Origin of the sequence: Rhodococcus wratislaviensis, assembly GCF_900455735.1 — a bacterium.
In the GTDB taxonomy this organism is placed as follows: domain Bacteria; phylum Actinomycetota; class Actinomycetes; order Mycobacteriales; family Mycobacteriaceae; genus Rhodococcus_F; species Rhodococcus_F wratislaviensis.
The window spans coordinates 14,668-40,330 of the sequence record NZ_UAUI01000011.1; the positions used below are offsets into that span (position 1 = coordinate 14,668).

At 66.1% G+C, this 25,663-nt stretch carries 26 protein-coding genes and 1 pseudogene; 14 read left to right on the top strand and 13 right to left on the bottom strand.

The genetic code is table 11. The features are described from left to right. Positions 1–9: 9 nt before the first annotated feature. Positions 10–1,026: an ABC transporter permease gene (locus DTA22_RS13825; protein WP_245973431.1), complete on the bottom strand. Its 1,017-nt coding sequence runs from the start codon at positions 1,024–1,026 to the stop codon at positions 10–12. Between the two features lie 54 nt (positions 1,027–1,080). Beyond that, positions 1,081–2,598, bottom strand: coding sequence for a sugar ABC transporter ATP-binding protein (locus DTA22_RS13830; RefSeq protein ID WP_112299773.1), 1,518 nt, complete (start codon positions 2,596–2,598; stop codon positions 1,081–1,083). A 219-nt stretch (positions 2,599–2,817) separates the two neighbouring features. Between DTA22_RS13830 and DTA22_RS13835 the strand changes: the two genes are divergently transcribed. The 5 genes and pseudogenes from DTA22_RS13835 (at position 2,818) to DTA22_RS13855 (ending at position 8,197) form a co-directional block, all read left to right on the top strand. After that, positions 2,818–3,318 (top strand): ribose-5-phosphate isomerase, encoded by a 501-nt coding sequence (locus tag DTA22_RS13835; RefSeq protein WP_037243122.1) that lies wholly within the window; start codon positions 2,818–2,820, stop codon positions 3,316–3,318. A 1-nt stretch (position 3,319) separates the two neighbouring features. After that, positions 3,320–4,084 (top strand): SDR family oxidoreductase, encoded by a 765-nt coding sequence (locus DTA22_RS13840; RefSeq protein WP_037243119.1) that lies wholly within the window; start codon positions 3,320–3,322, stop codon positions 4,082–4,084. A 99-nt stretch (positions 4,085–4,183) separates the two neighbouring features. After that, the gene (gene tal / locus DTA22_RS13845) at positions 4,184–5,308 is read left to right on the top strand and encodes a transaldolase (RefSeq protein ID WP_112299774.1); all 1,125 of its coding nucleotides are present in this window, start codon (positions 4,184–4,186) and stop codon (positions 5,306–5,308) included. Between the two features lie 86 nt (positions 5,309–5,394). Beyond that, positions 5,395–7,514, top strand: a pseudogene (gene tkt / locus DTA22_RS13850) (transketolase). 131 nt (positions 7,515–7,645) lie between these two features. Further along, positions 7,646–8,197 carry a dihydrofolate reductase family protein gene (locus tag DTA22_RS13855; RefSeq protein WP_112299775.1) on the top strand — a complete coding sequence of 184 codons (552 nt, stop codon included), beginning with the start codon at positions 7,646–7,648 and terminating at the stop codon, positions 8,195–8,197. Between the two features lie 55 nt (positions 8,198–8,252). Here DTA22_RS13855 and DTA22_RS13860 read toward each other — a convergent pair whose 3' ends face one another. Then, positions 8,253–8,702: a hypothetical protein gene (locus DTA22_RS13860; protein WP_112299776.1), complete on the bottom strand. Its 450-nt coding sequence runs from the start codon at positions 8,700–8,702 to the stop codon at positions 8,253–8,255. Positions 8,703–8,893: 191 nt separating this feature from the next. Here DTA22_RS13860 and DTA22_RS13865 point away from each other — a divergent pair, with 191 nt between their 5' ends. From DTA22_RS13865 to DTA22_RS13890, 6 genes are all read left to right on the top strand, one after another. Then, complete coding sequence (locus tag DTA22_RS13865) at positions 8,894–11,074, top strand: catalase (protein ID WP_112299777.1); 2,181 nt, start codon at positions 8,894–8,896, stop codon at positions 11,072–11,074. Positions 11,075–11,392: 318 nt separating this feature from the next. Beyond that, a complete protein-coding gene (locus tag DTA22_RS13870) occupies positions 11,393–11,716 on the top strand; it encodes a hypothetical protein (protein ID WP_112299778.1) in 324 nt (107 codons plus the stop codon). 94 nt (positions 11,717–11,810) lie between these two features. Continuing rightward, positions 11,811–12,071 carry a hypothetical protein gene (locus DTA22_RS13875; RefSeq protein ID WP_146777766.1) on the top strand — a complete coding sequence of 87 codons (261 nt, stop codon included), beginning with the start codon at positions 11,811–11,813 and terminating at the stop codon, positions 12,069–12,071. Positions 12,072–12,085: 14 nt separating this feature from the next. Beyond that, entirely contained in the window at positions 12,086–12,337 is a 252-nt protein-coding gene (locus DTA22_RS13880) for a hypothetical protein (protein WP_112299780.1), read from the top strand. A gap of 58 nt (positions 12,338–12,395) precedes the next feature. Next, a complete protein-coding gene (locus tag DTA22_RS13885; RefSeq protein ID WP_112299781.1) occupies positions 12,396–12,953 on the top strand; it encodes a CsbD family protein in 558 nt (185 codons plus the stop codon). A gap of 29 nt (positions 12,954–12,982) precedes the next feature. Further along, on the top strand, positions 12,983–13,666 hold the full coding sequence (locus tag DTA22_RS13890) for an IF2 family translation initiation factor (protein WP_112299782.1): 684 nt from the start codon (positions 12,983–12,985) through the stop codon (positions 13,664–13,666). Between the two features lie 65 nt (positions 13,667–13,731). Here the strand turns inward: DTA22_RS13890 and DTA22_RS13895 are convergent, their stop codons facing one another. After that, entirely contained in the window at positions 13,732–14,232 is a 501-nt protein-coding gene (locus tag DTA22_RS13895) for a hemerythrin domain-containing protein (protein WP_112299783.1), read from the bottom strand. 248 nt (positions 14,233–14,480) lie between these two features. On the opposite strand from DTA22_RS13895, the gene DTA22_RS13900 reads away from it, so the two are divergent. Continuing rightward, positions 14,481–15,161 (top strand): GAF and ANTAR domain-containing protein, encoded by a 681-nt coding sequence (locus tag DTA22_RS13900; RefSeq protein WP_037243098.1) that lies wholly within the window; start codon positions 14,481–14,483, stop codon positions 15,159–15,161. A 30-nt stretch (positions 15,162–15,191) separates the two neighbouring features. Here the strand turns inward: DTA22_RS13900 and DTA22_RS13905 are convergent, their stop codons facing one another. Further along, positions 15,192–16,400, bottom strand: coding sequence for a fatty acid desaturase family protein (locus tag DTA22_RS13905; RefSeq protein WP_112299784.1), 1,209 nt, complete (start codon positions 16,398–16,400; stop codon positions 15,192–15,194). A gap of 186 nt (positions 16,401–16,586) precedes the next feature. On the opposite strand from DTA22_RS13905, the gene DTA22_RS13910 reads away from it, so the two are divergent. After that, positions 16,587–16,937 carry a YtxH domain-containing protein gene (locus DTA22_RS13910; RefSeq protein WP_037243094.1) on the top strand — a complete coding sequence of 117 codons (351 nt, stop codon included), beginning with the start codon at positions 16,587–16,589 and terminating at the stop codon, positions 16,935–16,937. A gap of 142 nt (positions 16,938–17,079) precedes the next feature. Beyond that, a complete protein-coding gene (locus DTA22_RS13915) occupies positions 17,080–17,763 on the top strand; it encodes a PAS and ANTAR domain-containing protein (RefSeq protein WP_112299785.1) in 684 nt (227 codons plus the stop codon). Positions 17,764–17,811: 48 nt separating this feature from the next. On the opposite strand, the gene DTA22_RS13920 is transcribed toward DTA22_RS13915, so the two are convergent. From DTA22_RS13920 to DTA22_RS13955, 8 genes are all read right to left on the bottom strand, one after another. Continuing rightward, positions 17,812–18,303: a hypothetical protein gene (locus DTA22_RS13920; protein ID WP_112299786.1), complete on the bottom strand. Its 492-nt coding sequence runs from the start codon at positions 18,301–18,303 to the stop codon at positions 17,812–17,814. Between the two features lie 62 nt (positions 18,304–18,365). Beyond that, positions 18,366–18,731 (bottom strand): HNH endonuclease, encoded by a 366-nt coding sequence (locus DTA22_RS13925; RefSeq protein WP_112300333.1) that lies wholly within the window; start codon positions 18,729–18,731, stop codon positions 18,366–18,368. Positions 18,732–18,795: 64 nt separating this feature from the next. Continuing rightward, on the bottom strand, positions 18,796–20,520 hold the full coding sequence (locus tag DTA22_RS13930; protein ID WP_112299787.1) for a CocE/NonD family hydrolase: 1,725 nt from the start codon (positions 20,518–20,520) through the stop codon (positions 18,796–18,798). Positions 20,521–20,543: 23 nt separating this feature from the next. After that, complete coding sequence (locus DTA22_RS13935; RefSeq protein ID WP_112299788.1) at positions 20,544–21,485, bottom strand: MBL fold metallo-hydrolase; 942 nt, start codon at positions 21,483–21,485, stop codon at positions 20,544–20,546. A gap of 1 nt (position 21,486) precedes the next feature. Next, on the bottom strand, positions 21,487–22,407 hold the full coding sequence (locus DTA22_RS13940; RefSeq protein WP_112299789.1) for an alpha/beta hydrolase: 921 nt from the start codon (positions 22,405–22,407) through the stop codon (positions 21,487–21,489). Between the two features lie 16 nt (positions 22,408–22,423). Further along, a complete protein-coding gene (locus DTA22_RS13945; RefSeq protein ID WP_112299790.1) occupies positions 22,424–23,551 on the bottom strand; it encodes an FAD-dependent monooxygenase in 1,128 nt (375 codons plus the stop codon). Positions 23,552–23,565: 14 nt separating this feature from the next. Beyond that, the gene (locus DTA22_RS13950; RefSeq protein WP_112299791.1) at positions 23,566–24,519 is read right to left on the bottom strand and encodes a phosphotriesterase family protein; all 954 of its coding nucleotides are present in this window, start codon (positions 24,517–24,519) and stop codon (positions 23,566–23,568) included. A 49-nt stretch (positions 24,520–24,568) separates the two neighbouring features. Next, positions 24,569–25,555 (bottom strand): phosphotriesterase family protein, encoded by a 987-nt coding sequence (locus DTA22_RS13955; RefSeq protein WP_112299792.1) that lies wholly within the window; start codon positions 25,553–25,555, stop codon positions 24,569–24,571. Between the last annotated feature and the right edge of the window lie 108 nt (positions 25,556–25,663).

Here is a 25,663-nt window from a genome sequence, read left to right on the forward strand (position 1 = left end):
AGTTTCCGTTCACGCGGTGCGGCGACAAGTCGCCCACACGTCGACGGCCACGGCGGTCACGATCAGTACGCCGCTGATGACAGCCTGCCAGTACGCGGGCACGACGAGCAGGTCGAGACCGTTGTTGAGGGTCTGGATCAGCAGCAGTCCGAGCAGTGTTCCCCAGACGGTGCCCCGGCCGCCCATCAGGCTCGCGCCGCCGATCACGACGGCGGCGATGGCGTCGAGTTCGTAGCCGGCACCGAGATTGGGCGGGCCGGAGATGACCCGTGAGGACAAGATCACTCCGGACAACCCGGCCAGGGCACCACTGAGCACGTAGACGCTGGTGAGGATGCGGCGGGTCTTGACGCCTGCCACCTCGGCTGCCGTCCGGTTGCCGCCGACCGCGTAGATGCGCAGACCGAATGAGGTGCGCTTCATGACGGCGGCGAGGATGACGAACCCGAGGATCATCACGACCACGGGTGCCTGCAGGCCGAGGATCTCGGTGTTCGCGATCTTGCCGTACTCGTCCGGCAGCCCGTTGATGGGGGCGCCGTCACCGATGACGTAGGCGAAACCGGATGCGGCGGTGAGCATTCCCAGCGTTGCCACGAATGGCGCTACGCCGAGTCGGCTCACGATCAGGCCATTGATCAGACCGCAGAGAATTCCGACACCGACCGCTGCGGCCACCGCCAGCCACAACCGTTCCGGGTGGCCGACGACGACACTCGCCCCGGTCATTGCGCTGACCGCGATGACGCTGCCGACGGACAGGTCGATTCCTCCGGTGAGGATGACCAGCGTCTGACCGAGGGCGACCAGCGCGAACGGGGCCGCCGCGATCATGATGGTGCGGAAGTTGTCCAGGGTCGCGAAACGTGCGCTCTCGTAGCTGAAGTAGAAGATCACGAGCAACAGGACGAGCACCATCGAATTGCGGATGAGGAGTTCTTCGACCCGGGCGCGGGTGAATCGGCCTCTGCCTTCGCCCAGGTCGGGGGCGGGTAGCTCTGGTCGGGTGTTAACTGCGGCAGTCATCGGATGCTCCGTACTGATGAGAGAGAACTGGTCGGGGTGTCGGTCGAATGTCTGTCATGCGGCGGCGCTCCCTGGGGTGGCCTGGCCGCTGGCCAGACGGAAGATGGTTTCCTGGGCGTCCGCCCGATCGAGTTGGTCGCGGCCGAGCTCGCCGGCGATGCCGCCCGCTCGCGCGACCAGGACGCGGTGACTCAGCCCGATCAGTTCGGGCATATCGGAGCTGACCAGCAGTACCGCGAGACCTGAAGCGGCGAGGTCGCGGATGATGGAATAGATCTCTCCCCGTGCTCCGACGTCGACGCCGCGGGTGGGTTCGTCGAGGAGCAGCACCGAGCAGTTGTGCGTGAGCCACCGGGCCAGGACGACCTTTTGCTGGTTGCCGCCGGACAGGGTGCCGACGAGTTGGTCCAAGCCGCGCGATTTGAGGGCGACCGATTTCATCGCTTCGTCGACGCGAGCGCGACGGTTGCCCAGTTGCCAGCCGCCCCGCGAATAGGACGACAGGTGCGGGAGGCTGCCGTTGTCGAGGACGGAGCGGCTCAGGACCAGACCTGCACCCTTGCGGTCTTCGGGCACGATCGCCAGGCCCGCCCGGATCGCCTCGGCGGGTGCGTTGCGCCGGAGGGGATGCCCGTCGACCTCCACCGAGCCGGCGGTCGTGCGCCGGATCCCGTAGAGGCCTTCGAGGATTTCCGTACGGCCTGCGCCGACGAGGCCGCCGAGGCCCAGGATTTCGCCCTTGCGGATCGAGAAATCGACTGCGGGACCACTTCGTTCGAGCTTCAATCCCTCGACGCGAAGTCCGATGTCGGGGGTCGGGGGCGCAGTGTCGGGGAACAGGGTGTCGAGTGGCCGGCCGATCATGGCATGCACGATTTCCTGCTCGGGTGCCGCGCTGATGGGCTCGTCCATGACGAGCGTCCCGTCTCGGAGCACGATCACCTGGTCCGCCAGTTCCTCGATCTCCGCCATCCGGTGGGTGGTGTAGATCATCGCGACGCCCTGGTCCTTGAGTCGCCGGACGACGGTGTACAGCCGGGCAACTTCCCGGTCGGGGATGGACGAGGTCGGTTCGTCGAGCAGCAGGATTCGCGCGCCCCACGTCGTCGCTTTGGCGATCTCCACCAGTTGGGTCAGCGCGAGGGACAGGTGCCGCATCGGAGTCTTGGGGTCGATGTCGACTCCGAACATTTCCAGCATCGCTCTGGCCTGGGTGATCATCGCTCGCCGGTTCAGGAACCCGGCCTTGGTTCGCAGCTCCCGGCCGACGAAGAGGTTCTCGTACACCAGCATGTCCGGATAGGGGGCCAGTTCCTGTGGAACGATTCCCACGCCCTGAGCCCGCGCGTGCTGCGGACTTGCCTGTTCCAGGGGCTGTCCCTCGATCAGCACTTCCCCCTGGTCGGGGCGCAACTGCCCGGTCACGATCTTCATCAGCGTCGACTTGCCTGCGCCGTTCTCACCGGCGAGGACGGTGAGTTTGCCGGGTTCGACCGAGAACGAGACATCCCGCAGCACCGGTACTCCGCCGAAGCCCTTGGCAAGGTTGCGCACTTCCAGTGCTGACGCCATCAGGGATCATCCTCCACTTCGTATCGTGTTCTGAGTCACATTCTAACGTGATGTAACACAAAGTAAACGTCAATCATGTGAAAAACAACCCTCTTGACGAGATCTAAAACATGGATCACGATATAAATCACATTGACATTCACATCGACGCTTCGGCTCCGGCCCGCGTCTCACGGCCTCGGCGGCGAATCGGCCCGAGGTAAGGCAGGAGAAACAGACATGACCGACAAGTGGCGCATCGTCGTCGGCTGCGACGACGCGGGCGTGCTGTACAAGGACGCAGTGAAGAGGGACCTGGCGGCCGATTCGAGAGTGGCGCAGGTCATCGACGTAACGGACGGAATCGATCCGAGCACCGCATATCCGCATGTGGCGGTCGCTGCCGCGAGGCTGATCGCCGACGGGACGGCAGATCGGGCGCTACTGGTCTGCGGCACCGGACTCGGCGTCGCGATCAGTGCGAACAAGGTTCCTGGGATTCGTGCCGTCACCGCACATGACAGTTTCTCCGTCGAACGCTCCGTTCTGAGCAACAATGCACAGGTGCTGTGCTTCGGTCAGAGGGTCATCGGCCTCGAACTCGCCCGGCGCCTCGCCCGGGAGTGGCTCGGATACCGATTCGACACGAACTCCGCTTCGGCGGAGAAGGTGGCCGCGATCGACGCGGTCGAGACGGAGAGCGAACCGCAGGCCGCGGCGCTGCCCGGGACGGGATGCTGACATGACCGACCACTCTGTCGATCTCAACTTCGGTCTCGACGGCAAGGTCGCGGTGATAACCGGCGGAGCCTCGGGCATCGGGGCCGCCATCGCCTCCGCATTCGCCGCCAAGGGCGCCGAGACCGCCCTCCTGGATCTGTCCGAGTCGGCGGCCACGACCACAGCCTGCGGGCTCCGCGGGAACAGCCGCGGATTCGGCGTCGACGTCTCCGATCCCGCATCCGTTGAGCAGGCCGTGGACGCCGTCGTCGACATCTACGGCCGCATCGACATCCTCGTCAACAGCGCCGGAATCGTCATGCTCGCCCCCGCCGAGGACCTCACCGCCGATGCCTGGGACCGCACCATGAACGTCAACCTCAAGGGCACATTCCTGATGTGTCAGGCCGTGGGCAGGCACATGCTCGACGCCGGCAAGGGGACGATCATCAACCTGGCCTCACAAGCGGCGACCGTTGCCCTCGACCAACACGCCGCGTACTGCGCGTCCAAATTCGGGGTCGTCGGACTCTCGAAAGTTCTCGCCTCGGAGTGGGCTGGTCGCGGCGTTCGAGTCAACACCATCTCCCCCACCGTCGTCCTCACCGATCTCGGCCGCAAGGCCTGGGACGGTGCCCGCGGCGACGAGATGAAGAAACTCATCCCCACGGGACGGTTCGCATACCCCGAGGAGATCGGCGCAGCCGCGCTCTTTCTCGCCTCCGACAGCTCCGCCATGATCAACGGCGCCGACCTGCTCGTCGACGGCGGCTACACCATCAGATGACGCTAAACCCATTCTGAGGAAACACCTTTCGACACCCAGGGTTGTGCCGGCGACCTACTGGGCGGTCGCCCCCTCCCACCTGCCTTCGACAGGAGACCCATGTCTGCAAATCCCCGCCTTGCCCAACTGTCCGCAGCCGGAGTGTCCGTCTGGCTCGACGACCTCTCCCGCGACCGCCTGCAGTCCGGGAACCTCGCCGAATTGGTATCCACCCGCAGCGTCGTGGGTGTCACCACCAACCCCTCCATCTTTCACACCGCGTTGACCACCGGCGAGGCCTACATCGAACAACTCCGCCGGCTCGACACCGACGGCGCCGACGTCGACTCCGTGATCCGAACGCTCACCACCGACGACGTCCGCCGCGCCTGCGACCTGCTCTCCCCACAGTTCGACGCCGGCAACGGCGTCGACGGCCGCGTCTCCCTCGAGGTCGACCCTCGGCTCGCACACGACACCGACGCGACCATCGAGCAGGCCATCGAACTGTGGAAGCTCGTCGACAGACCGAACCTGCTGATCAAGATCCCCGCCACCCGAGCGGGCATCCCTGCCATCGCAGCGGTAATCGGGGAGGGAATCAGCGTCAATGTCACCCTGGTGTTCTCGGTCGAGCGCTATCAAGCCGTCATCGATGCCTATCTCGCGGGTCTCGACGCAGCACGAGCCGCCGGACGTGACCTGTCCACGATCCACTCGGTGGCCTCGTTCTTCGTCTCCCGCGTCGACACCGAAATCGACGCACGACTCGAGAAGATCGGCACCGCGGACGCTCTGGCGCTGCGGGGTACCGCGGCGCTGGCGAACGCTCGCCTGGCCTATCACGCCTTCCAGCAGAACTTCGCCTCCGATCGATGGGTCACACTCGCCGACGCCGGCGCTCGCCTGCAACGTCCCCTCTGGGCATCCACCGGCGTGAAGAACCCCGACTACCCGGACACCCTGTACGTCACCGAACTGGTCGCACCTGACACGGTGAACACGATGCCGGAGGCAACCTTGAACGCGGTCGCCGATCACGGGAACATTCCTGCACACGACAACATCAGTGACACAGCGGAACAGTCCCGCGCAATCTTCGACGCCTTGACGGACGTCGGTATCGATCTGCCCGCAGTCTTCACCGCGCTCGAAGCCGAAGGTGTCGAGAAGTTCGTCGCCGCCTGGACTGCTCTGACCGAAGCAATCTCGACGCGACTCACGCCGAAACGTCACGCGGAGTAGGCACTCCAGTCGAACGAGACGCCCATCTCGACCGCGATGAGCCCCGCGGCGACCCAACCGAGCATTGTAAGAAGAGGATCCCACCCGTGAGCACACAGGCTTTTTCCTGGACCGCCCTCGACACCAAAGCAGTCGACACCGCCCGCGCGTTGGCGATGGACGCAGTCCAACAGGTCGGCAACGGCCACCCCGGAACCGCGATGAGCCTTGCCCCCGCCGCCTACCTGCTGTTCCAACGGCACCTCCGGCACGATCCGACCGACCCGCAATGGATCGGCCGTGACCGGTTCGTTCTGTCCTGCGGTCATTCGAGCCTGACGCTGTACATCCAGCTGTTCCTCTCCGGCTACGAACTCGAACTCGACGACCTCCGACAACTACGGACCTGGGGATCGCTGACGCCGGGGCATCCCGAGTACGGCCATACCCCCGGCGTGGAAACCACCACCGGACCCCTCGGCCAAGGAGTGGCGAACGCGGTCGGTATGGCCATGGCAGCCCGGCGAACCCGAGGCCTCCTCGACCCCGAAACCCCCGCCGGAGAAAGCATCTTCGATCACACCATCTGGTGCATCGCCTCCGACGGCGACCTCGAGGAAGGTGTCAGCGCCGAGGCGTCGTCACTTGCCGGCACTCAGCAGCTCGGCAACCTGATCCTGCTGTGGGACGACAACCATATCTCCATCGAGGACGACACGAACATCGCCTTCACCGAGGACGTCGCCGCGCGCTACCAGTCGTACGGCTGGCATGTGCAGCGCGTCGACTGGCTCAGCGACGACGGCAGCTACCGAGAGAATGTTGCCGCTCTGTCCGCCGCACTGGACGCCGCCCGAGCCGTCACCGATCGCCCGTCATTCATCGCACTGCGCACCGTCATCGGCTACCCGGCCCCGACCTTGCAGGGCACCGGAAAGTCGCACGGCAGCGCACTCGGAGCGGACGAGGTCGCGGCAACGAAGGCAGTCATGGGGCTCGACCCCGAGAAGTCGTTCGCCGTCGATCCGGACGTGCTGGCGCACGCTCGCGGTGTCATCGCTCGCGGCCGCGACGCGAAAGGGGCGTGGATTCGCCGTTTCGACCGGTGGCAAGCGCAGAATCCCGCACGGGCTGTCCTTCTCGGCCGCCTGAGCACCCGTACGCTGCCGGCCGGCTGGGACGACGCACTGCCCTCCTTCCCCGCCGATGCGACCGGCATGGCGACCCGCAAGGCATCCGGGACGGTGCTGTCGGCGCTGGCCCCGAACTTCCTGAACTGTGGGGCGGCTCAGCCGATCTCGCCGAGTCGAACAACACCACACCTGCCGGTGAGCCGTCGTTCCTGCCGGAGAACCGCCAGACTTCGGCGTTCTCAGGAAACCCCTACGGGAGGGTGCTGCATTTCGGGATACGCGAGCACGCCATGGGGGCGATCCTCAACGGCATCGCCCTGCACGGCGGAACGCGGCCGTACGGCGGAACCTTTCTCGTCTTCAGCGACTACATGCGTCCGGCGGTGCGCCTGGCAGCCTTGATGAAACTGCCGGTGACCTATGTCTGGACCCACGATTCGATCGGGTTGGGCGAGGACGGACCCACCCATCAACCCGTCGAACACCTGGCGGCCCTGCGCGCAATCCCCGGCCTCGACGTCGTCCGGCCCGCCGACGCCAACGAAACTGCCGTCGCGTGGCGAACCATCCTCACGAACAGCGATCGCCCCGCCGGCCTCGCCCTGACCCGGCAGAACGTACCGACCTGGGACCGCACCGTTCACGGCTCCGCAGAAGGCACCGCACGTGGCGGTTACATACTTGCCGAGGGTGAGAACGGCGAACCCGACCTCATCATCATCGCCACCGGATCCGAGGTCCAACTCGCCATGAACGCCAGGGAGGAACTCCACCGAGAGGGAATCTCCACCAGAGTTGTCTCCATGCCCTGCATCGAATGGTTCCTGGGCCAAGACCCGTCGTACCGGGAACAGGTCCTGCCCGCCGAAGTGACAGCGCGAGTCAGCGTCGAGGCAGGCATCGCCACCCCGTGGCGAGAATTCGTCGGCGATGCAGGCGAAATCGTCAGCCTCGAACACTTCGGGGCAAGCGCATCCGGACCCGAGCTCTTCGAGCGGTTCGGCTTCACAGTGGACCGCCTAGTGCATGCTGCGCGAACAACACTCGCCCGCACAACCACGGCCAGGCGCGCACCGGTGACCACCTCACTGTGAGACAACCCCGAAGCGCGGCTCCTTACCCCGTGTCGTCCCTCTCCCCGGGGTAAGGAGCCGAACCACCGCGTCGTGTCCCGTCACCCGCTATTCGAGCGACACCTGCCCCGTGTACCTCGTACTCTTGCCAAATGCGACCCCTTCGGTACTCCATCAACGTCACATTGGACGGGTGCTGCGATCATCGTGCAATCCCCGCGGACGAAGACTTGCATCGTCACCACGTCGGGAACCTCACCCAGGCCGATGCGCTTCTCTTCGGCCGGGTGACCTACGAAATGATGGAGGAAGCGTGGCGGCCGCCGGCGCCGCCGGGAGCGAGACCCGAGTGGATGGAACCCTTCGCCCAGACGATCAACGCGGCAAAGAAGTACGTCGTGTCGAGCACCCTGGAGCGGGTCGATTGGAACGCCGAACTCGTGCGCGGGAATCTGGACACGGCCGTCCGGCAGCTCAAGCGGGAGTCCGGCAAGGGACTGTTCGTGGGCGGTGTGAAGCTCCCGCTGGCGTTGACGGAGCTGGGATTGATCGACGAGTACGAGTTCGTGGTGCAGCCCAGGCTCGCGGGCCACGGGCCGACGTTGTTCGCGGGGCTGTCGAAGCATGTCGACTTGAAGCTCGTGAGCCGGTCGGAGTTCAGCTCGGGTGCGGTGGCGATGCGGTACGAGCCGAAAAGGTCCTAGGAACACCAGTTCGCCTGCGCGAGAGACCAAGAGGTGTCGCTGCGTCCGGCGGCAATCACTTCTTGTCTTCGGCCTTGCCGACGCCTCCTTGATGCGCGGGTCCCACTCCGGAGTCGCTGCCCTCGGTCTCGGCGGTCTGTGCGGCGGGCTTCTCCTCGGCCGGCGAGGCCACTGCGCCACGTGGGGTCTGCCCGGGTTTCGGCGACTGCATTCCGCCGGAGTCCACGTGGGCGTCGTGCTCCGGGCGTCCTTCCTTCGTGCTGGTGGTCCGGCCGTCGTACGGCGGTATCGCCGGCTCCGCGTCGCCGGGAGGCAGCGAGCCGCCGGCGGGCGTAGGGTTCGTGCCCGGTTCCCCGGAGGAGGTGACTTCTTCCTGATCCAGAGACCCCGGCTTGCGGTCCGTCTGGCCTGCTCCGGCCTGGTCCGGGCCCGCGTCTCGTGAGCCCTGGGGGCCACGCTCGGACTGTGGTTCCTCGTGCAACTGCGTGCCTGGTTCGGTACCCATGATCACTCCTTCCCGACGCAGCAGAACGCCGGATTCCTACTCGTGTGTGTTTGACATCTGTTGTAGCTATGCCCTGGGACGCGAATGCGAAACCGCGTCTCTCGATCGAGGCATTGTTTTGGTGCTGCGCCCACCCTGATTCGTTGTGCGACCGTTTGGGCACTCCGAGAAGAGCGGACCGTACAGCAACGATGCGGCGCCGATCCCACGGATTTTCAGCGAGGAGCTACGCCGTGCCCAAGAAGAACCCGCCCATTCCCGGAACACCCGGTTCCGGTACCCCGACGCTCGCCGAGCCCACGGAACCCACCGAGCCGTTGCCCCCCAAGCCCGATCAGCGGGCTCCCGCGCTGGGGACCGCAACCGGGCAACCCGTCGACGGTCCGGACACGGCCCGCGGCCAGCAGGGTGAGCACCTCACCACGGCGCAGGGCGCGCGGCTGTACGACACCGATCACTCGCTGAAGGCGGGAACCCGGGGTCCGACCCTGCTCCAGGATCACCATCTCCGTGAGAAGATCACGCACTTCGATCACGAGCGGATCCCGGAGCGGGTGGTGCACGCGCGCGGTGCGGCCGCCCACGGCGTCTTCCGCGGATACGGTTCCGCCGAACCGATCAGCAAGGCGGGGTTCCTCGGCAAGGATGTCGAGACACCGGTCTTCGTCCGGTTCTCCACCGTGCTCGGCTCCCGAGGGTCGGCCGACGCCGTCCGCGACACCCGCGGGTTCGCGACCAAGTTCTACACCGGCGAAGGCACTTTCGACCTGGTGGGAAACAACATTCCGGTCTTCTTCATCCAGGACGGCATCAAGTTTCCCGACGTCGTTCACGCCGCCAAGCCGCACCCGGATCGTGAGATTCCGCAGGCGCAGAGCGCGCACGACACGTTCTGGGACTTCGTGTCTCTGCACACCGAAGCCACCGCACATACGCTGTGGAACATGTCCGATCGCGGCATCCCCCGTTCGTACCGGATGATGGAAGGCTTCGGCGTCAACACCTTTCGAATGGTGAACGCGGCGGGCGAGAGCTCGCTTGTGAAATTTCACTGGAAGCCGAAACTCGGTGTGCACTCACTGGTGTGGGAAGAAGCGCAGATCGTCAACGGCATGGACCCCGACTACCACCGCCGCGATCTCGCCGACGCGATCGAGTCCGGCGCGTACCCGGAATGGGAACTGGGCATCCAGGCGTTCCCGGACACCCCGGACCAGACGTTCGAGGGCATCGACCTGCTCGACCCGACCAAGATGGTGCCCGAGGAATTAGCCCCCGTCCAGCCGATCGGGCTGATGACGCTCGACGCGAATCCGACGAACTTCTTCGCCGAGACCGAGCAGGTGGCGTTCCATCCAGGGCACCTCGTTCCCGGAATCGACGTCACCGACGACCCGCTTCTACAGGCGCGGTTGTTCTCCTACCTCGACACCCAGATCAGCCGGCTCGGTGGGCCCAACTTCGGGCAGATACCGATCAATCGGCCCCACGCCGAGGTCAACGACATGCTGCGCGACGGCATGCACCAGACGGGAGTCCACCCGGGTGTCGCGCCGTACCGTCCCAATTCCCTCGACGCCGGCTGCCCGTTCCTGGCCGGTGCGGACACGGCGTTCGTCGAGGTGCCGGTGCCGATGCCGGAGTCGACGAAACTGCGCGCCGCACCCGCGAGCTTCGACGACCACTTCTCACAGGCACGACTGTTCTACGCCAGCCTCAGCCCGGTCGAGCAGGCGCACGTCGCAGAGGCCTACACGTTCGAGCTGGGCAAGTGCTACGAGCAGGTGATCAAGGAGCGCGCACTCGAGGTCGTCGCGAACATCGACCCCGGTCTGTGCGAGCAGGTGGCCGCGGGTCTCGGCCTCCCGGCGCCCGCGCCGACCGTCGCCTACGACGCGGCGCCCACACCCAGTCCCGCGCTGTCGCAGGTCGGTGCCGAGTGGCCGCTGGACGGCCGGATCATCGGCATCGTCGCCGACGACGACTCGGATCTGTCCGAGGTGGCGGACGCGGTCGAGATGATCGGCAAGAACGGCATGGTGCCGCTCGTCATCGGACCGCACGGCGGTGAATTGGGGTCGGGCAAGGGCGCCGTGCCGGTGTCCCGGACGTTCCTCACGATGCGGTCGGTGGAGTTCGACGCCATTCTCGTCGCAGCGCCGGCGTCGGACCCTCGGGTGCACGTATTGCTGGCGGAAGCGTTCCGGCACTGCAAGGCGATCGGGGGATGGGCCGCCGGCCGTGGTCTCCTCGAAGCGGCCGGGATCCCGGCCGAGGCCCCGGGCATTCTGATCGCCGACGACGCGTCCGCACTGTTCGACGGCATCACAGCACTGATGAAGTCCCACCGGGTTTGGGAGCGCCAGGTGTGACGTCACCGTGGGTGACCGGGTTGTGAAGTAAACGGTCTGGACGAGGGTCCCGACACCGCCGATGGTGATGTCGAGGCCCTCGTCGGAATTCCTGTGCACCGTCATGATCGTCGAGTTCGGAAGCGAGGCAGCGTAACTGGGGAAATTTGCCGTCTGTGCCTACGCTGTAGAATTGCGCTGTAGTTACTAATGGGTATACTTGCGGCGTATGGGTTCGCTCCAGCAGAGGGTCGCGCTCACCAACGTCCACCTCATTCGAGGAGACGTACGTGGTGACCCGAATCTGCGAAGCCGGGCACCCCATTGAAGGAGTCATCCATGACCTCCACTAATCCTGCCGCCCACACCACCCCCGGAGCCGTCACTCCCGGCCCGCGCGCTCAGCTCGATCCGCGCCGCAGCACCGAGACGAAGGCCGCGTTCAAGACCACCGAGTTCTTCGTCTACATCGCCGCAGTCATCGGAGTCCTCATCGCCTCGTATCTGGTGCAGACGACCGATGGGCACGAGGACTATTTCCGGGCGGACCGCGCCTGGTTCTACATCGTCATTCTGACGATCGCCTACATCGTCAGCCGGGGCATTGCGAAGTCCGGCAGCCGCGAGCACTACACGGACACCGATCGGCATACCGGCGTCTAACTCTCGCCGCGTTACGTTCGTTTGTCGATCGAATCTGCGACACGCCTCCGCACCAAATCAGCGGGGTCGGTGTCGCCGATAGTTGGGCCAAATCTTGTCAGACACATTCTCCCTCAACCATATTGACCACTCGAGTCTACTGTCGAGCAGCGTCGATACCCGTCCTTCCGTCCCGGCCGGGGCGCACCCCTCCCTGGTCGAACTGCCCGGCGTCCGACGTGTCCTCGACCTCGCGGCGCTCACCATGTTGTCGGGTGCCGTGGCCGCGACGACATCACTCTCGGTTGCGACCCTCGGGCTGCTCACCGTGGTCGGTGCCCGGGTTGCGCTGCGTCGCAGCCTGACTGCTCGATAAGAAAGGTTCTTCCCATGTTGATTCTCGTCAGCCGTCTGCTGCGGCGATGGAAGATGATCGTTCTCGCTCTTCCCCTCGTGGCCACCGTACTGTCCCGACTCGGTAACCACCTCGAACGCCGCGCCGGCAAACCGACCACCACATCGCGCGGGCTGCTCGGAATCTCACGGTTCGCCCGCCGCAGGGCCGGCGTCGATGACGCCACCAGGCGTCCGGCCGGCGCACACCGCACCGCCATCGCGCAGGAAGTAGTCGGCATCAACTAGCCACCGAACATGCGGGTGGCGGTACCGTCGCCCGCCCGAATACCAGGAGAACATTCTCATGAACGATCAGAACACGTCCGGACAAGCGCGCAAGGGTCTCCTCGACTCGGTCAAGGGCAAGGTGAAGGAAGTGGCCGGAGCCGTGACCGGCAACGACTCGCTGGCCACCGAAGGACAGCTGCAACAGGCGCAGGCGCAGCAACGTAAAGAGGCGAACAATGCCGAGGCGGTGGCCCGGGCGGAAACCTCGCAGGCCGCAGAGGAACTCGGCCAGGTGCGTCGCGAGAGTGCCGAGGAGCGCGCTGCGATCGGTGCCGAGACCGCGGCCGCCGAAGAAGCTGCCCGGAACCGGCAGGACGCAGAGCACCGGGCCGCGGAGCAACAACAGCACCGACAGGTCGCGCAGGAGCAGTCCCGCGCGGCGGCCGACGCCCGCGACGAAGCGGCCCGGGCCGAGACCCTCGAGCGATCGAAGACGGCCGCCGCCGCCGAAGAAGCCGTCGACGCCACCGACGAACACCGGCGGGTGGTCCGTGACGCAACCGCCGCCCGCGACGAGGCAGAACGAGTGCGGCGCGCCGCCGAGGGCCTCACTGGCGACGCCGGCCTGTCCTGATCCACTCCCCACGAATCATCGGAGATTCCATGAACATCCTCACCGTCCCCATCACGCTCTTGCGGTTGCAGTACACGATCCTGCGTATTCCCCTGCAACTCGTCGAAGACCAGCTGATGTCCCGGCTGGCCACCGAATCCCCGGCCAGGCTGATGTACGAGCGCACGCTCGGCGTGCTCGACGGCGCCGTCGGTAGTGCACTCGGCGACCGTGACACCGAGAGACGCGGCAACGCACTCACCGAGCGCAGCGACGCACTGACCCGGGCGGCGCAACTCGAAGAGGAGGCGGCACGCACCGAGGCCGAGGCCGACACCGCACTGGAAGCCAAGCGCAAGCAGGTCCACGACGAGCAGGCGGCAGCGCGCGAGGCGAAGCAGCGCGACGTCGAACAGGCACGCCGGCGTGAGGACGAGCGCAAACACGCCGCCGAACGGGACGCCCTGCAACGCAAACAGGTCGCGAAGAAGAACGCCGACCAGCTTGCCGCCCAGCGCACTCAGGCTGCGGAGGCCGAGCACCGTGCCGAGCAGACCAGACTCCGGGAAGCGGAGAAGGCGGCGGCAGCGCCGGCCAAGGCCCAACTGAAGGACGCCGCGAACAAACAGGACGAGGCAGCCGGCAAACGCGCTCGCGCCGACCGGGTGGAGAAATTGGCCGAAGCGGAAAAGGCGAAGCGTCGCAACGAGACGGCAGCCAACGGGCAACGCTGATCTGATCGCCGACTACAGGGCGGGGCCGCGGTCGCCGATGATCCGCGGCCTCGACGCGGTCGTCGCTATTTGATCACCGCGTCGACCGTTTTCTTCAGGGCCGACGGCTGGGCGGGGGATCTGGGTGCCTTGTCCCTCAGTTCCAGCATCCGCGCACCCATCTCCCGGAGTTGTTTGCGCCCCAGCTCTTCTCGGACCTTGGGGAACCACTCCTGCTCTTCTTCTTCGATGTGGTGCTCGACGCTCTCGATCAGCACGGTGGTCTTCGCGTCGAACCGCTCGTCGTCGGGTTTCATCGCTGCCAGTTCGACGACCAGCACGTCCGCGACGTGGTGCTCTTCGTAGGATTCGAGGATGTCGTCCTCGAGGTCGGGGGCGAGGTCACGCACCTCCGGGTACATGCCCTCGTTCTCGATGTAGGTGTGCACCGTGAGGGCTTCGATGATCTCGTCGACGATGCGACCCTTTTCCACGCGGGCGTTCGGCCCGGCACCGCGGAAGTCGCGGAACAGCTTCCGGATCTCCTTGTGGTCGTTCTTCAACAGCACGATCGCATCGGTCGACATGGATACCTCACAGTTGGGTCGGGACGTGCACGTTGCCCATCGCTGATCGGCGGGCGCAGTGTCGTCCCTACGCTGTACCCCACCGCGCCGTTCGCTAACACGGCCCGTGTCGAGGGTGGCCCGCGTGAACCGCCCACGGGCCGGTGGGGGTGTGGACCGGCTCTGCGGTGCCTATGGTGGGGTGGGTGGACGGGTGCCGACTGGGCACTCTCCTACAGCCATCCTTTCGATCGAACCGAGGAGCGGTAATGAGCGATTCCGGCGCCGGGGACCTCAGTCGCACCATGGCCGAACTTGCCCGCAGTCTCTCCGGCCCACGCACCCTCGACGAACGTCTGCGCGCTGTCACCGCCGCAGTTGTCGAACTGATGCCGCACGAAACGTGCGCGGGCATCCTGCTCATCTCCGGTGGCAAGAAATTCGAGACCGTCGCGCCGACATCCGAGCTGCTCAGAAAGCTCGACCACGCTCAGCAACAACTCGGGCAGGGACCGTGTGTGGCTGCGGCGCTCAACCATCTCCTGGTGCGAAGCGAGGACCTTCGCTCGGAACCGCGATGGCCGCAGTTCGCTGCGGCCGCTGTCGACGTGGGACTTCTCAGTTCGATGTCCTTTCAGCTGTATACCTCCGAAGGAAAGATGGGCGCACTCAACCTGTTTGCGTTCTCTCCCCACGCGTTCGGTCCCAACGAGGAAGTGGCGGGTGAGGTACTCGCCGCCCACGCCGCGTTGGCCCTCACCGCTGCACGCACCGAAGAGCAGCTGCGATCAGCGGTCGCCTCACGCGACGTCATCGGGCAGGCGAAGGGAATGCTGATGGAGCGATTCGACATCGACGCGATCCGTGCGTTCGACCTGCTCACCCGACTCTCTCAGGAAACCAACACCCGGTTGAGTGTGATCGCGCAGCGGATCACCGAACGCAGATGAGACCCGGCACCTGCCCCACCTCCGGCGATATCAGATTCCCGCCCGTGCGCGTAGGGCTGTCAGCAGTCCACGGCGCTTACCCGTGACCGGATCGATCTGCGGCCGCGGGTCGGTGAACTTGCGCTCCGACGCCGTCTCGGGCGCGTCGTCGGCGGTTGCCCTGAGAAACTTGTTCGGCAGCGCCAGCTTGGCGATGGTCCGCCACGACTCGAAGTACTGCACCGGCATCGAACCCGTGGTGTAGGGGAGGTCGTACTTCTGGGCCAGCGCCCGCACCCGCACGGAGATCTCGCGCAGGCGGTTGCTCGGCAGGTCCGGGAACAGGTGATGCTCGATCTGGTAGCAGAGGTTGCCACTCATGAACTCCATGACCGGGCCGGCCTCGAAATTCGCGCTACCCAGCATCTGCCGCAGGTACCACTGGCCTCGTGTCTCGGTTTCGAGGTCCTTCGTTGTGAACTTCTCGGCACCGTCGGGGAAATGACCGCAGAAGATCACGGCGTTCGTCCACACGTTGCGGATCATGTTCGCCGTCAGGTTCGCGGTGAAGGTCGTCAGGAACGCCGGACCGGTGAGCACCGGGTAGATGACGTAGTCCTTGCGCACCTGGCGGCCGACCTTCTCGAGCACCTCGCGGCCCCTGCGCTCGAACTCCCCACGATCGACACCGCCCGCAACCACCTTGCCGAGCTCGAGGTGCTGGAGGGCGACGCCGTACTCGAAGAACAATTGCAGCAACAGGTTGTAGACAGGGTTGCCGACGCTCAACGGTGTCCACCGCTGATCGCGAGTGACCCGCAGCATGCCGTAACCCACGTCGTCATCCATCCCCAGCACATTCGTGTACTTGTGGTGAACGTAGTTGTGGGTCTGCTTCCAATGCTCGGACAGGCCGGCGATGTCCCACTCCCAGTACGACGAGTGGATCTCCGGATCGTTCATCCAATCCCATTGACCATGCAACACGTTGTGACCCAGTTCCATGTTCTCGATGATCTTGGCGGTGCCGAGCATCGAGGTGCCCGCAAGCCATGCCGGCGGGAACAAACTCGCGAACAGGAGTGCACGCCCGCCGATTTCGAGTGACCGCTGCAGCCGGATCGCGTTTCTGATGTACCGGGCATCGCTCTCCCCGCGAGAGGCTTCGATGTCGCGTCGGATCGTGTCGAACTCGATCCCGAGAGCTTCGACATCCGCCTCGGTGAGGTGGGTGTACATCCTGACATCCGAAATCGCCATAACCCTACGGTAGGGCAAGTTACGCAACCGTAGGTTACGTGCAGATGAGGTCTGAGTTAGTAATGGGCGGGACAGACGACCCGGTCCGGTGGTTTGGGCTCGGCAGCTGAGGGCAAGCTGTGCAGGGAGGGCGTTCGGACGACGATTCGGCCGGCCGCTCGTGCCACACAACAATCAGGAGATGTCATGCAAAAAGTGTTGATCTTCGCAGCGGGCGCGGCCGCGGGGTTCGTCCTGGGCACTCGGTCGGGCCGACAGACCTACGAGAAGATGAGGCATCAGTCCCTCGAACTCTGGCACAACCCCACCGTGCAGGAGAAGGTGAGCGAGGCGACGGAGACCGTGAAGGACAAGGCGCCGCAGGTACAGCACAAGGTCGGGGAACTGGCGAAGAAGGCTACCCACCGCAGCACCGACACGAGTGCCCCGACGAACGGAGTGTCACTGGAGGAAGCTGCGGGCCGCACTCCGACGACGACGGAACCGGCGGCCGTTACTACGGCGACGGAGGGCAAGCACAGCCAAGGTCCGAACTGACCGGAAAGAGGCAGTGCGGGGTCGTCGGCCCCGGACTGCGTGGCCCGTCATGCCATGAACGTGATTTCCGCGCACTCCGATGTGAGTGCGCGGCATACTGTGGCAGTGGTTGCAAGGCGCGGATGGTTGAGCACGCAGGGCCGTGGGTGTCGTTGTGGACAGTGAAGAGCTACTCGGCTCGAACGCACCCCCACAGGGCGGGAGTTTCCGCTTCTACCTCGACGGCCAGCGCTGGGAATGGTCCGACCCTGTCGCCCGGATGCACGGCTACCAACCAGGCGAGATCACCCCAACCACCGAACTTTTACTCTCCCACAAGCATCCGGACGACCACGCGCAAGTCGCTGCGCTCTTCGACAGGATGATCCACGCCGCCGAGCCGTTCAGCAGCAAGCACCGCATCATCGACACGGAACGCCGCATCCACCACGTCATCGTGGTCGGCGATCGAATGCTCGACGAGGACGGCCAGGTCATCGGCACATCCGGGTATTACATCGACGTCACCGAAACGTTGGAAACCGACCTCCGCGAGTTCAACGCGGCGATCACCGAGGCCGTCGCCGCACTCGAACAATCGCGGGCGGTGATCGAGCAGGCCAAGGGTGCGCTCATGCTCGTCTACGGCATCTCCTCGGAACGCGCCTTCGGCATCCTCACCTGGCGCTCCCAGGAGACCAACACCAAACTTCACACCCTCGCCGAGCGCTTCGTCGCCGCCCTCGCCGCCGAGGCGACCCTGCCCGAGTCGTTTCGCGCCCGGTTCGACCACTTGCTCCTGACCGCACACGAGCTGCCCGGCACCCCGGCAGGGGCACAGGACTGACTCACGGGCGACCCCCGCGGCAACCGCCTCCCCCGACCCGGGATTTCGCTATTCGGTGGTGACGTCGGGCGGGTCGGGAAGGTCGACTCCGAGAACGAAGTCGAGCCAGATGAGCGCGTCGGCCAGTGTTTCCGCGCGCATGGTCACGTCGAACTCGCGCTCGGCGGCGGTGAGCGACCGCTCCACTTCCGCGTGATCCTCGGCGAGGACGGCCGACACCGTCCGCAGCACCCAGCGCGCCGATGCGGGCAAGGTGTCGACGTCGACGTATCCGCCGTCCGTGAAGCGGAGGTCGAGGATGAACCTCTCCCCTGGGCCTGCGGCGCCGAGGCGCGCGATGACCACGCCGACGATGGCATCGACAACCCAGGACAGCACATCGCCGTATGCCGGCCGCTGTCCGGCGGGGTGCGGCTCGGCGCACACTCGGGATATCTCGAACGAGAACCGGGCGGCGTCGCGGTCACCGACCATTTGCATCAGCCGGCCGCCGAGAGCTGCGGCCGTCGAGCTGGTGGGGCGGCCTGCGTTCGATCCCATACTGGAGAGAGTGCCCGGCCCCGGGCGGGGCCACACAGGACGCCAGCACGCTCCTGCGGTGATCAGTGACCGCTCCGGCAGCGCCGCAGTTGGCCGGACAAATATCGCTTGGCGCGGCGATGTCCACCCACATTGTCGAGTTCGACGTCCAACGCGTTCAGGAGCGTCGCGAGCAGGCTCGCCTGCGGAGCCCAACCGTGTCGGCTCCGGCACTGCGCGAGCCAGTCGACAGGACCGGTGTGGCCGCGGTCCGCGTTGCACCGCGGGCATGCGGCGGCCTCGTTGGCCGCGATGCTGGGACCGCCCTTGAGTCGTGGCACGAGGTGTTCGGTGGTCGGCGGAATCAACGGTCCGAAACGACGACCGCACCACAGGCAACGTCCGCCCTGCCGGTCGACGGCGAGGGCGAGTCTGGCGGTGCGGTCCACCCGTCGATCGTGACCGATCCGCAGGCGGACCGCCAGTGCCACCCCCGCGCCGCCACCGGAACGTTTACGTCGCCTTGTGGGTCGTGAACGGCAGCACGAGGCGGGACCGGTGCGCGGCGTCCCGGTAGATCTTGTGGGTGACCGGGCGGCCGACCGGCAGGTGGAAGGCATCGGGCGGCAGCAGTGCGTTGTGCGCGTCGGCCAGCGGTTCGTTGTTCGAGAGCTCCACCGTCAGAAGGTGTCCCGGCCGGAACGTCGCGGCAAACGGGTAGAGGCGCAGCACATACTCGTCGATCGTCCCGGGCTCGACCGGCACCGCGCGGGTATGCGGGTGGTACGGGTTGCCCTCGGTGGTGCGCTCGTCGAGCTCGCGGTGCGAGGCCTTGAGGTACCCGGACGTGATCAGCTGGCGCTTGCCGTCGGGGGCGGTATCCCACAGACGCAGAATGAAGTTCGTGTCGTCCTGGTCGATCTCGGCGAAGATGTGCGCGGCGCCGGTGCCGATCAGTTCCGTGGGCTCCTCGAACGGCTCGGTGCTCCAGCGCAGCATCGACACCGTGTCGGTGACCGTGAGCGGCGCCTGGTAGAAACCGTCCGGTGCGGCGTATTCCGCACCCATTCGCTCGGGCTCCGTGGACAGCGTGCCGCGCGGGCGCAGGTACAGCGACCGGTACTCCACGTCCTTCGGTGGCCACTGGCTGCCGGTCACCCGCTCACGCGAGCCCTCGACGAAGACGTTCACCGCGGGCTCGTCCATGATCCCGTTGTCGATGCCCTTGATCCAGTAGTCGTACCACCGGAACATCTTGTCGTGCTCCTCGATGAAGGGGCGCGACTGCATGGGCGGGTACGGGCCGATGTCCAGCTTCTTCGGCCCCTTCAGTGCGTCGAAGAGTTCGATCGTGCCGTCGACCGTCCAGCCGCGGCCTTGGTCGATCTGCAGATAGACGGGGATGTCGATGTTCGGAGCCAGGGTGACGGGGTTGCGCTCTTCGTACCAGTCCCCGTCCAGGTCGTTCGTCACGATGTCGAACCAGGCCTCGTGATGCTTCGGGTAGTTCAGCACGTGGACCAGGTTCGGCCAGGCAGCGACATCCGGATCCGCGAGGCGCTCGGCGACGCGCTTCGTGATCTCCTCCGGGGAGTACGTCTCGAGCATGCGGGACTTGACGTTGTCGGTGAAAGCCCAGCCGGAGTCGCCGCCGCGGCCCTCGCGGGCGGCGCGCGGCATGAACCACATGATGCCGCCGTGGTAGGTGGTCTCGTAGAAGTCGTAGTGCCCGCCGCTGACGAAGATCGCCTTCAGATGCGGCGGGCGCTCCGCGGCGGCGAGCACCTGCATCGACCCGAAGTAGGAGATGCCGATCATCCCGACGTTGCCGTCGCACCACGGCTGCTCGGCAACCCATTCGATGAAGTCGTACGCGTCCTGGCCCAGTGAGACACCGCCGGCGTTGTAGTTGCCGATGTGCTCGCCCTCGGAGGCGCCGGAACCGCGGAGGTCGCCGATCACGTGGACGTAGTCCTCTTCGACGACGCGTGCGATGTCGCCCGCCTCGATGCAGCCGTCCCACATCGGGCTGGGGCGCCGCTGCGGCGGCGTGGTGAGGGCGAGGGCCTGCAACTCCTTGCCGTACGGGCTCAGGGCGACCAGCGCGGGCCGGGGTTTGTCCTCCACACCGGAGTACGAGTCGGCGACGAGCGTGACACCGTCCCGCATCGGCACCCGGAGGTCCTTGCGGACGGCGATCTTCTGCCCACCCGCGTCAAGAGTTCGAAAATCCGTCATGAGTGCGCGACTCTCTTTCTCTGTCAGAGCTTCTGGTTGAACTGCGTGCGGTAGCCGTGCAGCGTCGTGAAGAACGGGGACGGTTCGAGTGCCGGGTCCCCCTCGTAGCCGAGTTCCTCCGCCACCCGGGCGAACGGCGAGTACGCCGAGTGCGTTACCTGCAGGCCGTCCTGCAGATACCGATGGGCCGCGTCGCTGACCCGTGACTGGATGTCCAAGCTCTCCTGGAGGGCCTGCCGAGCCTGCTCGCTGTCGAGTTCGACCCCGTAGGCCACCCCGTCCGCCCGGCGGTACGGATGCCCCAGATACAGGTGCTGCGGACGGATCTCGTCGCGCAGGTACTGCACGCTCGACCGGTAGGCGACCGGATCCTCGTAACCGGGAAAGCCGTTCGCGGCGCCGTGGACCTGCACGGCGTCGCCGACGAACACGGAGTTCTGGCCGTTCACCACATAGGCCACCGATCCGGCGGTGTGGCCCGGGATGGAATGCACCGCGACGGTGACATCGCCACCGAGGGAGAAGGTCTCGCCGCCCCGGACCACGATGGACGGCTCCATCTCCCCGGAGATGACCGTCTGCGCCGTCGCCGTCTGCTTCGCGGCGCCCTGCGGGTCGTTCAGATACTGCCCACGCACCGCCACGTATTCGTCCACGTGCGCCTGCCGCGATCGCAACAGGTGCGCGTCGGCCTCGTGGATCACCACCTGGGCACGCCTGCCGGTCAGTTCCCACAGGGCGTGCGCCCCGCCGAGGTGGTCGATGTGGCCGTGGGTCAACAGGATCCACCGGACGTCCTCGATGCGGCGCCCGAGAGCCTCGAGCGCGGGGGCCATTCCCTCGGCGGGCGACGATGCGATTCCGGTGTCGACGATCGCCGGCTCGGGGGCGTCGATGAAGAAGCTGTAGAGACCGAATCGGCCCCAGGGCGAAACGAGTGGGTGAATCTTCACGTCCTGCGTCATGTCACTTCCCCGGAGCGGAATGAAGGAACTCGGCCGTCTCCTCGAACACCTTCTGGTACTCCGGGATCCAGGAGAAGTTCTGGACGAACCCGTGGTTGGCTCCGGCACGGCGATTGACCTTCGCGTGCACTCCGGCCTCGTTCAGCCGCGCGCCGTAGAGTTCGCCCTCGTCGCGCATGGGGTCGAACTCGGCGGTGACGATCAGCGCCGGGGGCAGTCCGGTCAGATCCTCGCGCTTGATCGGGGAGACCAGCGGGTCCGCCGGATCCGCGCCGCTGTCGACATAGAAGGCATTGAAGGGCTTCAGTCCCGCGGTCTCCACGCCGTACCCTTCGGCGTTCTCCCGCAGCGAGGCGTAGCGGTCGATGTCGAAGTCCAGGTCCAGCGACGGGTAGAACAGGACCTGGTGGGTGATGCGATCGAAACCCTCGTCGTGTGCCATCGCGGCGACGGCGGCGACGAAGGTGCCGCCCGAACTGTCGCCGGCCAGCGCGAGCGTCGAGCCGTCCCACTTCAGGGCCCCGCCGTTCTCGGCGACCCACCGCACCACCCCGAGGCAATCCTGGAGGCCGGCCGGAAACGCAGCCTCGGGCGCCCGGCGGTACCCGACGGAGACGACCTTCAGCCCGGACTCCTTCGCCAGGGACCGCGCGACATGGTCGTGGGTGTCGAGGCTTCCGAGGAAGAACGCCCCGCCGTGGAAGTACACCAGCAGTCCGTACGAGTCGGCGTCGACCGGCGTGTAGATCCGGACCGGCACGTCCCCGGCTGTGGTGTCCTCGACCGCGTGGAGCGGCAGGCGCTCCTCCACGGGCGCGACCTGTGCTTCCTCGCCGGCGCGCATGGCCGACGGGTCGAGTGGGCCCTCGGGCGGGGCGGGCAGGTTGGCGATCACCTGGGCGATCTGGGGGTGCAACGGCATGACGGTGACCTCGTTTCTACTTTGTGGCGGGCTGCTGAGCGGCGGGCTTCTGACCGGGGAAGACGTCGTCGACCTCGTCCTCGGTCCACCCCTGACGCGAGATGCGCTGCAGCTCGTCCGTCACCGGCTTGCGGGTCGCCTGGTACAACGCCAGCGCGTCCTTGACGGAGTCGGCCTCCTGCAGGGCGTCGGCGAGCGCGCCGGCGTCCAGGATCGCGGAGTTCGCACCCTGCCCCTGGTGGTGCAGCATCGAGTGCGCTGCGTCGCCGACGAGGACGACCGAGTCGGAGTGCCACCGCTCGACCGGGTCGATGTCGTAGACCGCTCGAATGCTGACGGTGTCCAGGTCGAGGCCGCGGGCGATGTTCACGATCCGCTCGTCGAAGCCCTCGACGGTTGCCACGATGTCGTCCTTCGTGATCTGCGGCGCCCAGGTACCGTCCGGGCACAGCGCGGTGATGTCGAAGGACACCTGGCCCCGGTGGCGCAACGGCAGCAGGTACACCTTCGTGCCCCTGCCGATGTACATCCGGAGGTTGTCGTCGACGATCATGCCGTGGGCGTCGTCGACGGAGATCACCGCGCGGTAGGCGTGCTCCCCGGAGAACACCGGGCCCTTGTCGCTGAAAAGCTGTTGCCGCACCACCGATTTGATGCCGTCGGCGCCGATGACCAGATCGGCTTCGACGGTCTCGGCGTTGGCGAACGTGAGGACGGAGCGGTCGCCCCGGTCCTCGACGGACTCGAGTTTGTGACCGAGGTGCACCATGCCCTCGGGGAGCACGCCCAGGAGAGCGTCGATGAAGTCCCCGCGGTGGATCAGGTGGGTCTTGGTCGCCTCGGCGAAGTCGTCGATGCCCGGCCACGCCTCCTTCATGATCGGATCATCAGTGGCGGTGAGGATCTCGAAGTAGTCACTCGGCGAGCTGACGTTCGCGATCGCGTCGAAGATCCCCCACCGGCGGAAGCGGTCCATGGTGGACGGACGTAGACCGATGCCGGCGCCGACCTCCCGAACCGCGGTGGCCTGCTCGTACACGGTGACGTCGGCGCCGAGCAGGCTCAGGGCCTTGGCCGCCGCAGCGCCGGCATACCCTGCGCCGACGATGGCGATGTTCAGGTTCTTCAGCTCTGTTGGTTGCATGGTTCTCGTCCTTGTCAGTTCTGGATGGTCAAGAAGTCGGCGGGGTTCTCGACGAACAGCTGGGTGATCGTGGCCTCGTCGATCCCGGCCTCCCGCAGGTCGGGGATGAGGTCCTCGAAGAGGTAGTTCACGGTGTGGCCCTTGACTCCCGGCCACCCGAGCGGACTGCAGTTGGCATCGACGCCGGCGAGCGCCCTGTCCAGGTGGCCGGCTCCGAGGAACCGGAGGAAGTGGTCCAGGCGCTCCTTGCGGGGGCGGGCCCAGAACGGCGGATCCTCGAGTTCGGTCTCGTACCCGAACGTGTCGAAGCCGACGCGACCGCCCTGCTCGGCGATCCAGGTGTCGCGCGTCTTCTCGGCGTTCACGCCGTCGTCGACATGTCCGAACAGCACGCGGTCCAGCGGGAGGCCCTCGTCGTGGAAGATGGCGATGGCGTTCTCGGCGTCGATCGCCAGATGGGTCAGGATCGGCACACCGGTGCTCAGGGCGGCGCGAGCCGCGGCGCGGTAGATTCGCTTGTCCAGCTCTGTCATTCGGCCACCGCGGCTCACCCCGACCTTGATGACGCCGGCGCGGCTGCCGGTGTTCCCGATGCCGACGGTGATCTCGTGAACGAACTGCCGGGTCAGGTAGTCCACGCTCGCCCGCTCGAAGAACGGCAGGGCGGTGTCGCCGCCGACGAATCCGGTGCAGGCGACGATGTGGACGCCGGTCTTCGCGGACAGCGACTTGTAGTAGTCGACGTCACGACCGTTGCAGATTCCGGTGACGTCGACGAAGGTCCCGGCCCCGTACTCGTGGAACGTGCGCAGCTTCGGGACGGTCTCCGCGTACCGCTCCTCGGGGGTTTTCCACCACCTCGTGTCCAACTCGGAGCCGGGCATGCCGTACCCGATGTGCTCGTGGATGGCGACGATGCCCAACTCCTCGGTCGGGATCGGCCCCAGGACTGTATTGACTCTCGACACAACACTCCCCTTCGGAAAAGACGACACTTCGATGGTGGATTTCGCGCGGTCAGCGCACCGACAGCAGTTCGCGGGGGTTGTCCACGAGGATGCGCTGGACGTCCGCGTACCCGAGCCCCCGCGCGGTGAGGAGGGGCACGAACGTCGACAGGATGTAGCTGAACGGCACGTCGCACTCGGGCTGACCCTTGGCCACTCCGATCGCATTGCTCGAGAGCAGGATTCGGTTCCCGTGGCCGGCCTCGACCAGTTCGCGCACCACGGCGGCGCGCTCGTCGTCGGTGATGTGGGAACCGCCTTCCGATCCCACGTGGTCCAGGGCGACGTACGCGTCGCGGCGGGCGATCTCGAGCGGTGCGCCGTCGGCCACCGCATCCTTGCGGTCGAGACCGCCGACGACGACGCGATGGGCCGGCAGCTTTTCGTCCACGACGATCTCGAGGTCCGCCGCCGCGTCCTTCCCGTAGCGGAGGGAGACTGCGACTCCGGTCTGCAGCGCGGCCCGGGCAGCGCCACGGAACAGGCTCTCGTCGGTGGGTGTCATGCCTTCGCGAGTCGCGGTGGTGGTCACCAGACCCGCGGCACCCCGTCGCTCGACACGCGGGATCACCATGCCCTCGGTGATCTCTTTGGTGAAGAGGTCGGCGAACTTCTCTGCGGGCCACGGTGTAGGCGGGTTGGTCTGCGGCGTAAGGAAATAGCCGCCGAGCATCTCTTCGGGGCCCATGCCCGTCGACGCCACGATGTGCACGCCGGTCGAGCGGGAGAGTGCCTCGTACAGCCTCACGTCGCGACCGTGGAACATGCCGGTGCTGTCGACGATCGTCCGTCCGCCGTGGTCCCGGAAATCCGTCACCTTCGCCGCCAGGATCTCGAAGATTTCGGCGCGGTCCATGGCGATGTCGAACGCATGCTCCGCGCCGGGAACCACGGAAAGCAGTGCCTCGTGAACCGAGACGATCCCCAGATCGCCGGCGGATACGGGGCCGAGGACGGTGTTGACGGTGTTGTTCTCGGCGGTCTGGGTGCCAGTCATCGGCACTTCCTTTCGTGAGCGTCATGTCTGCATGACGTGCTGCGCATCACGGTAGGGATTAACATTACAGACTGTCAAGTGAGTGAATTGGTAGACAGGTGACTTGTC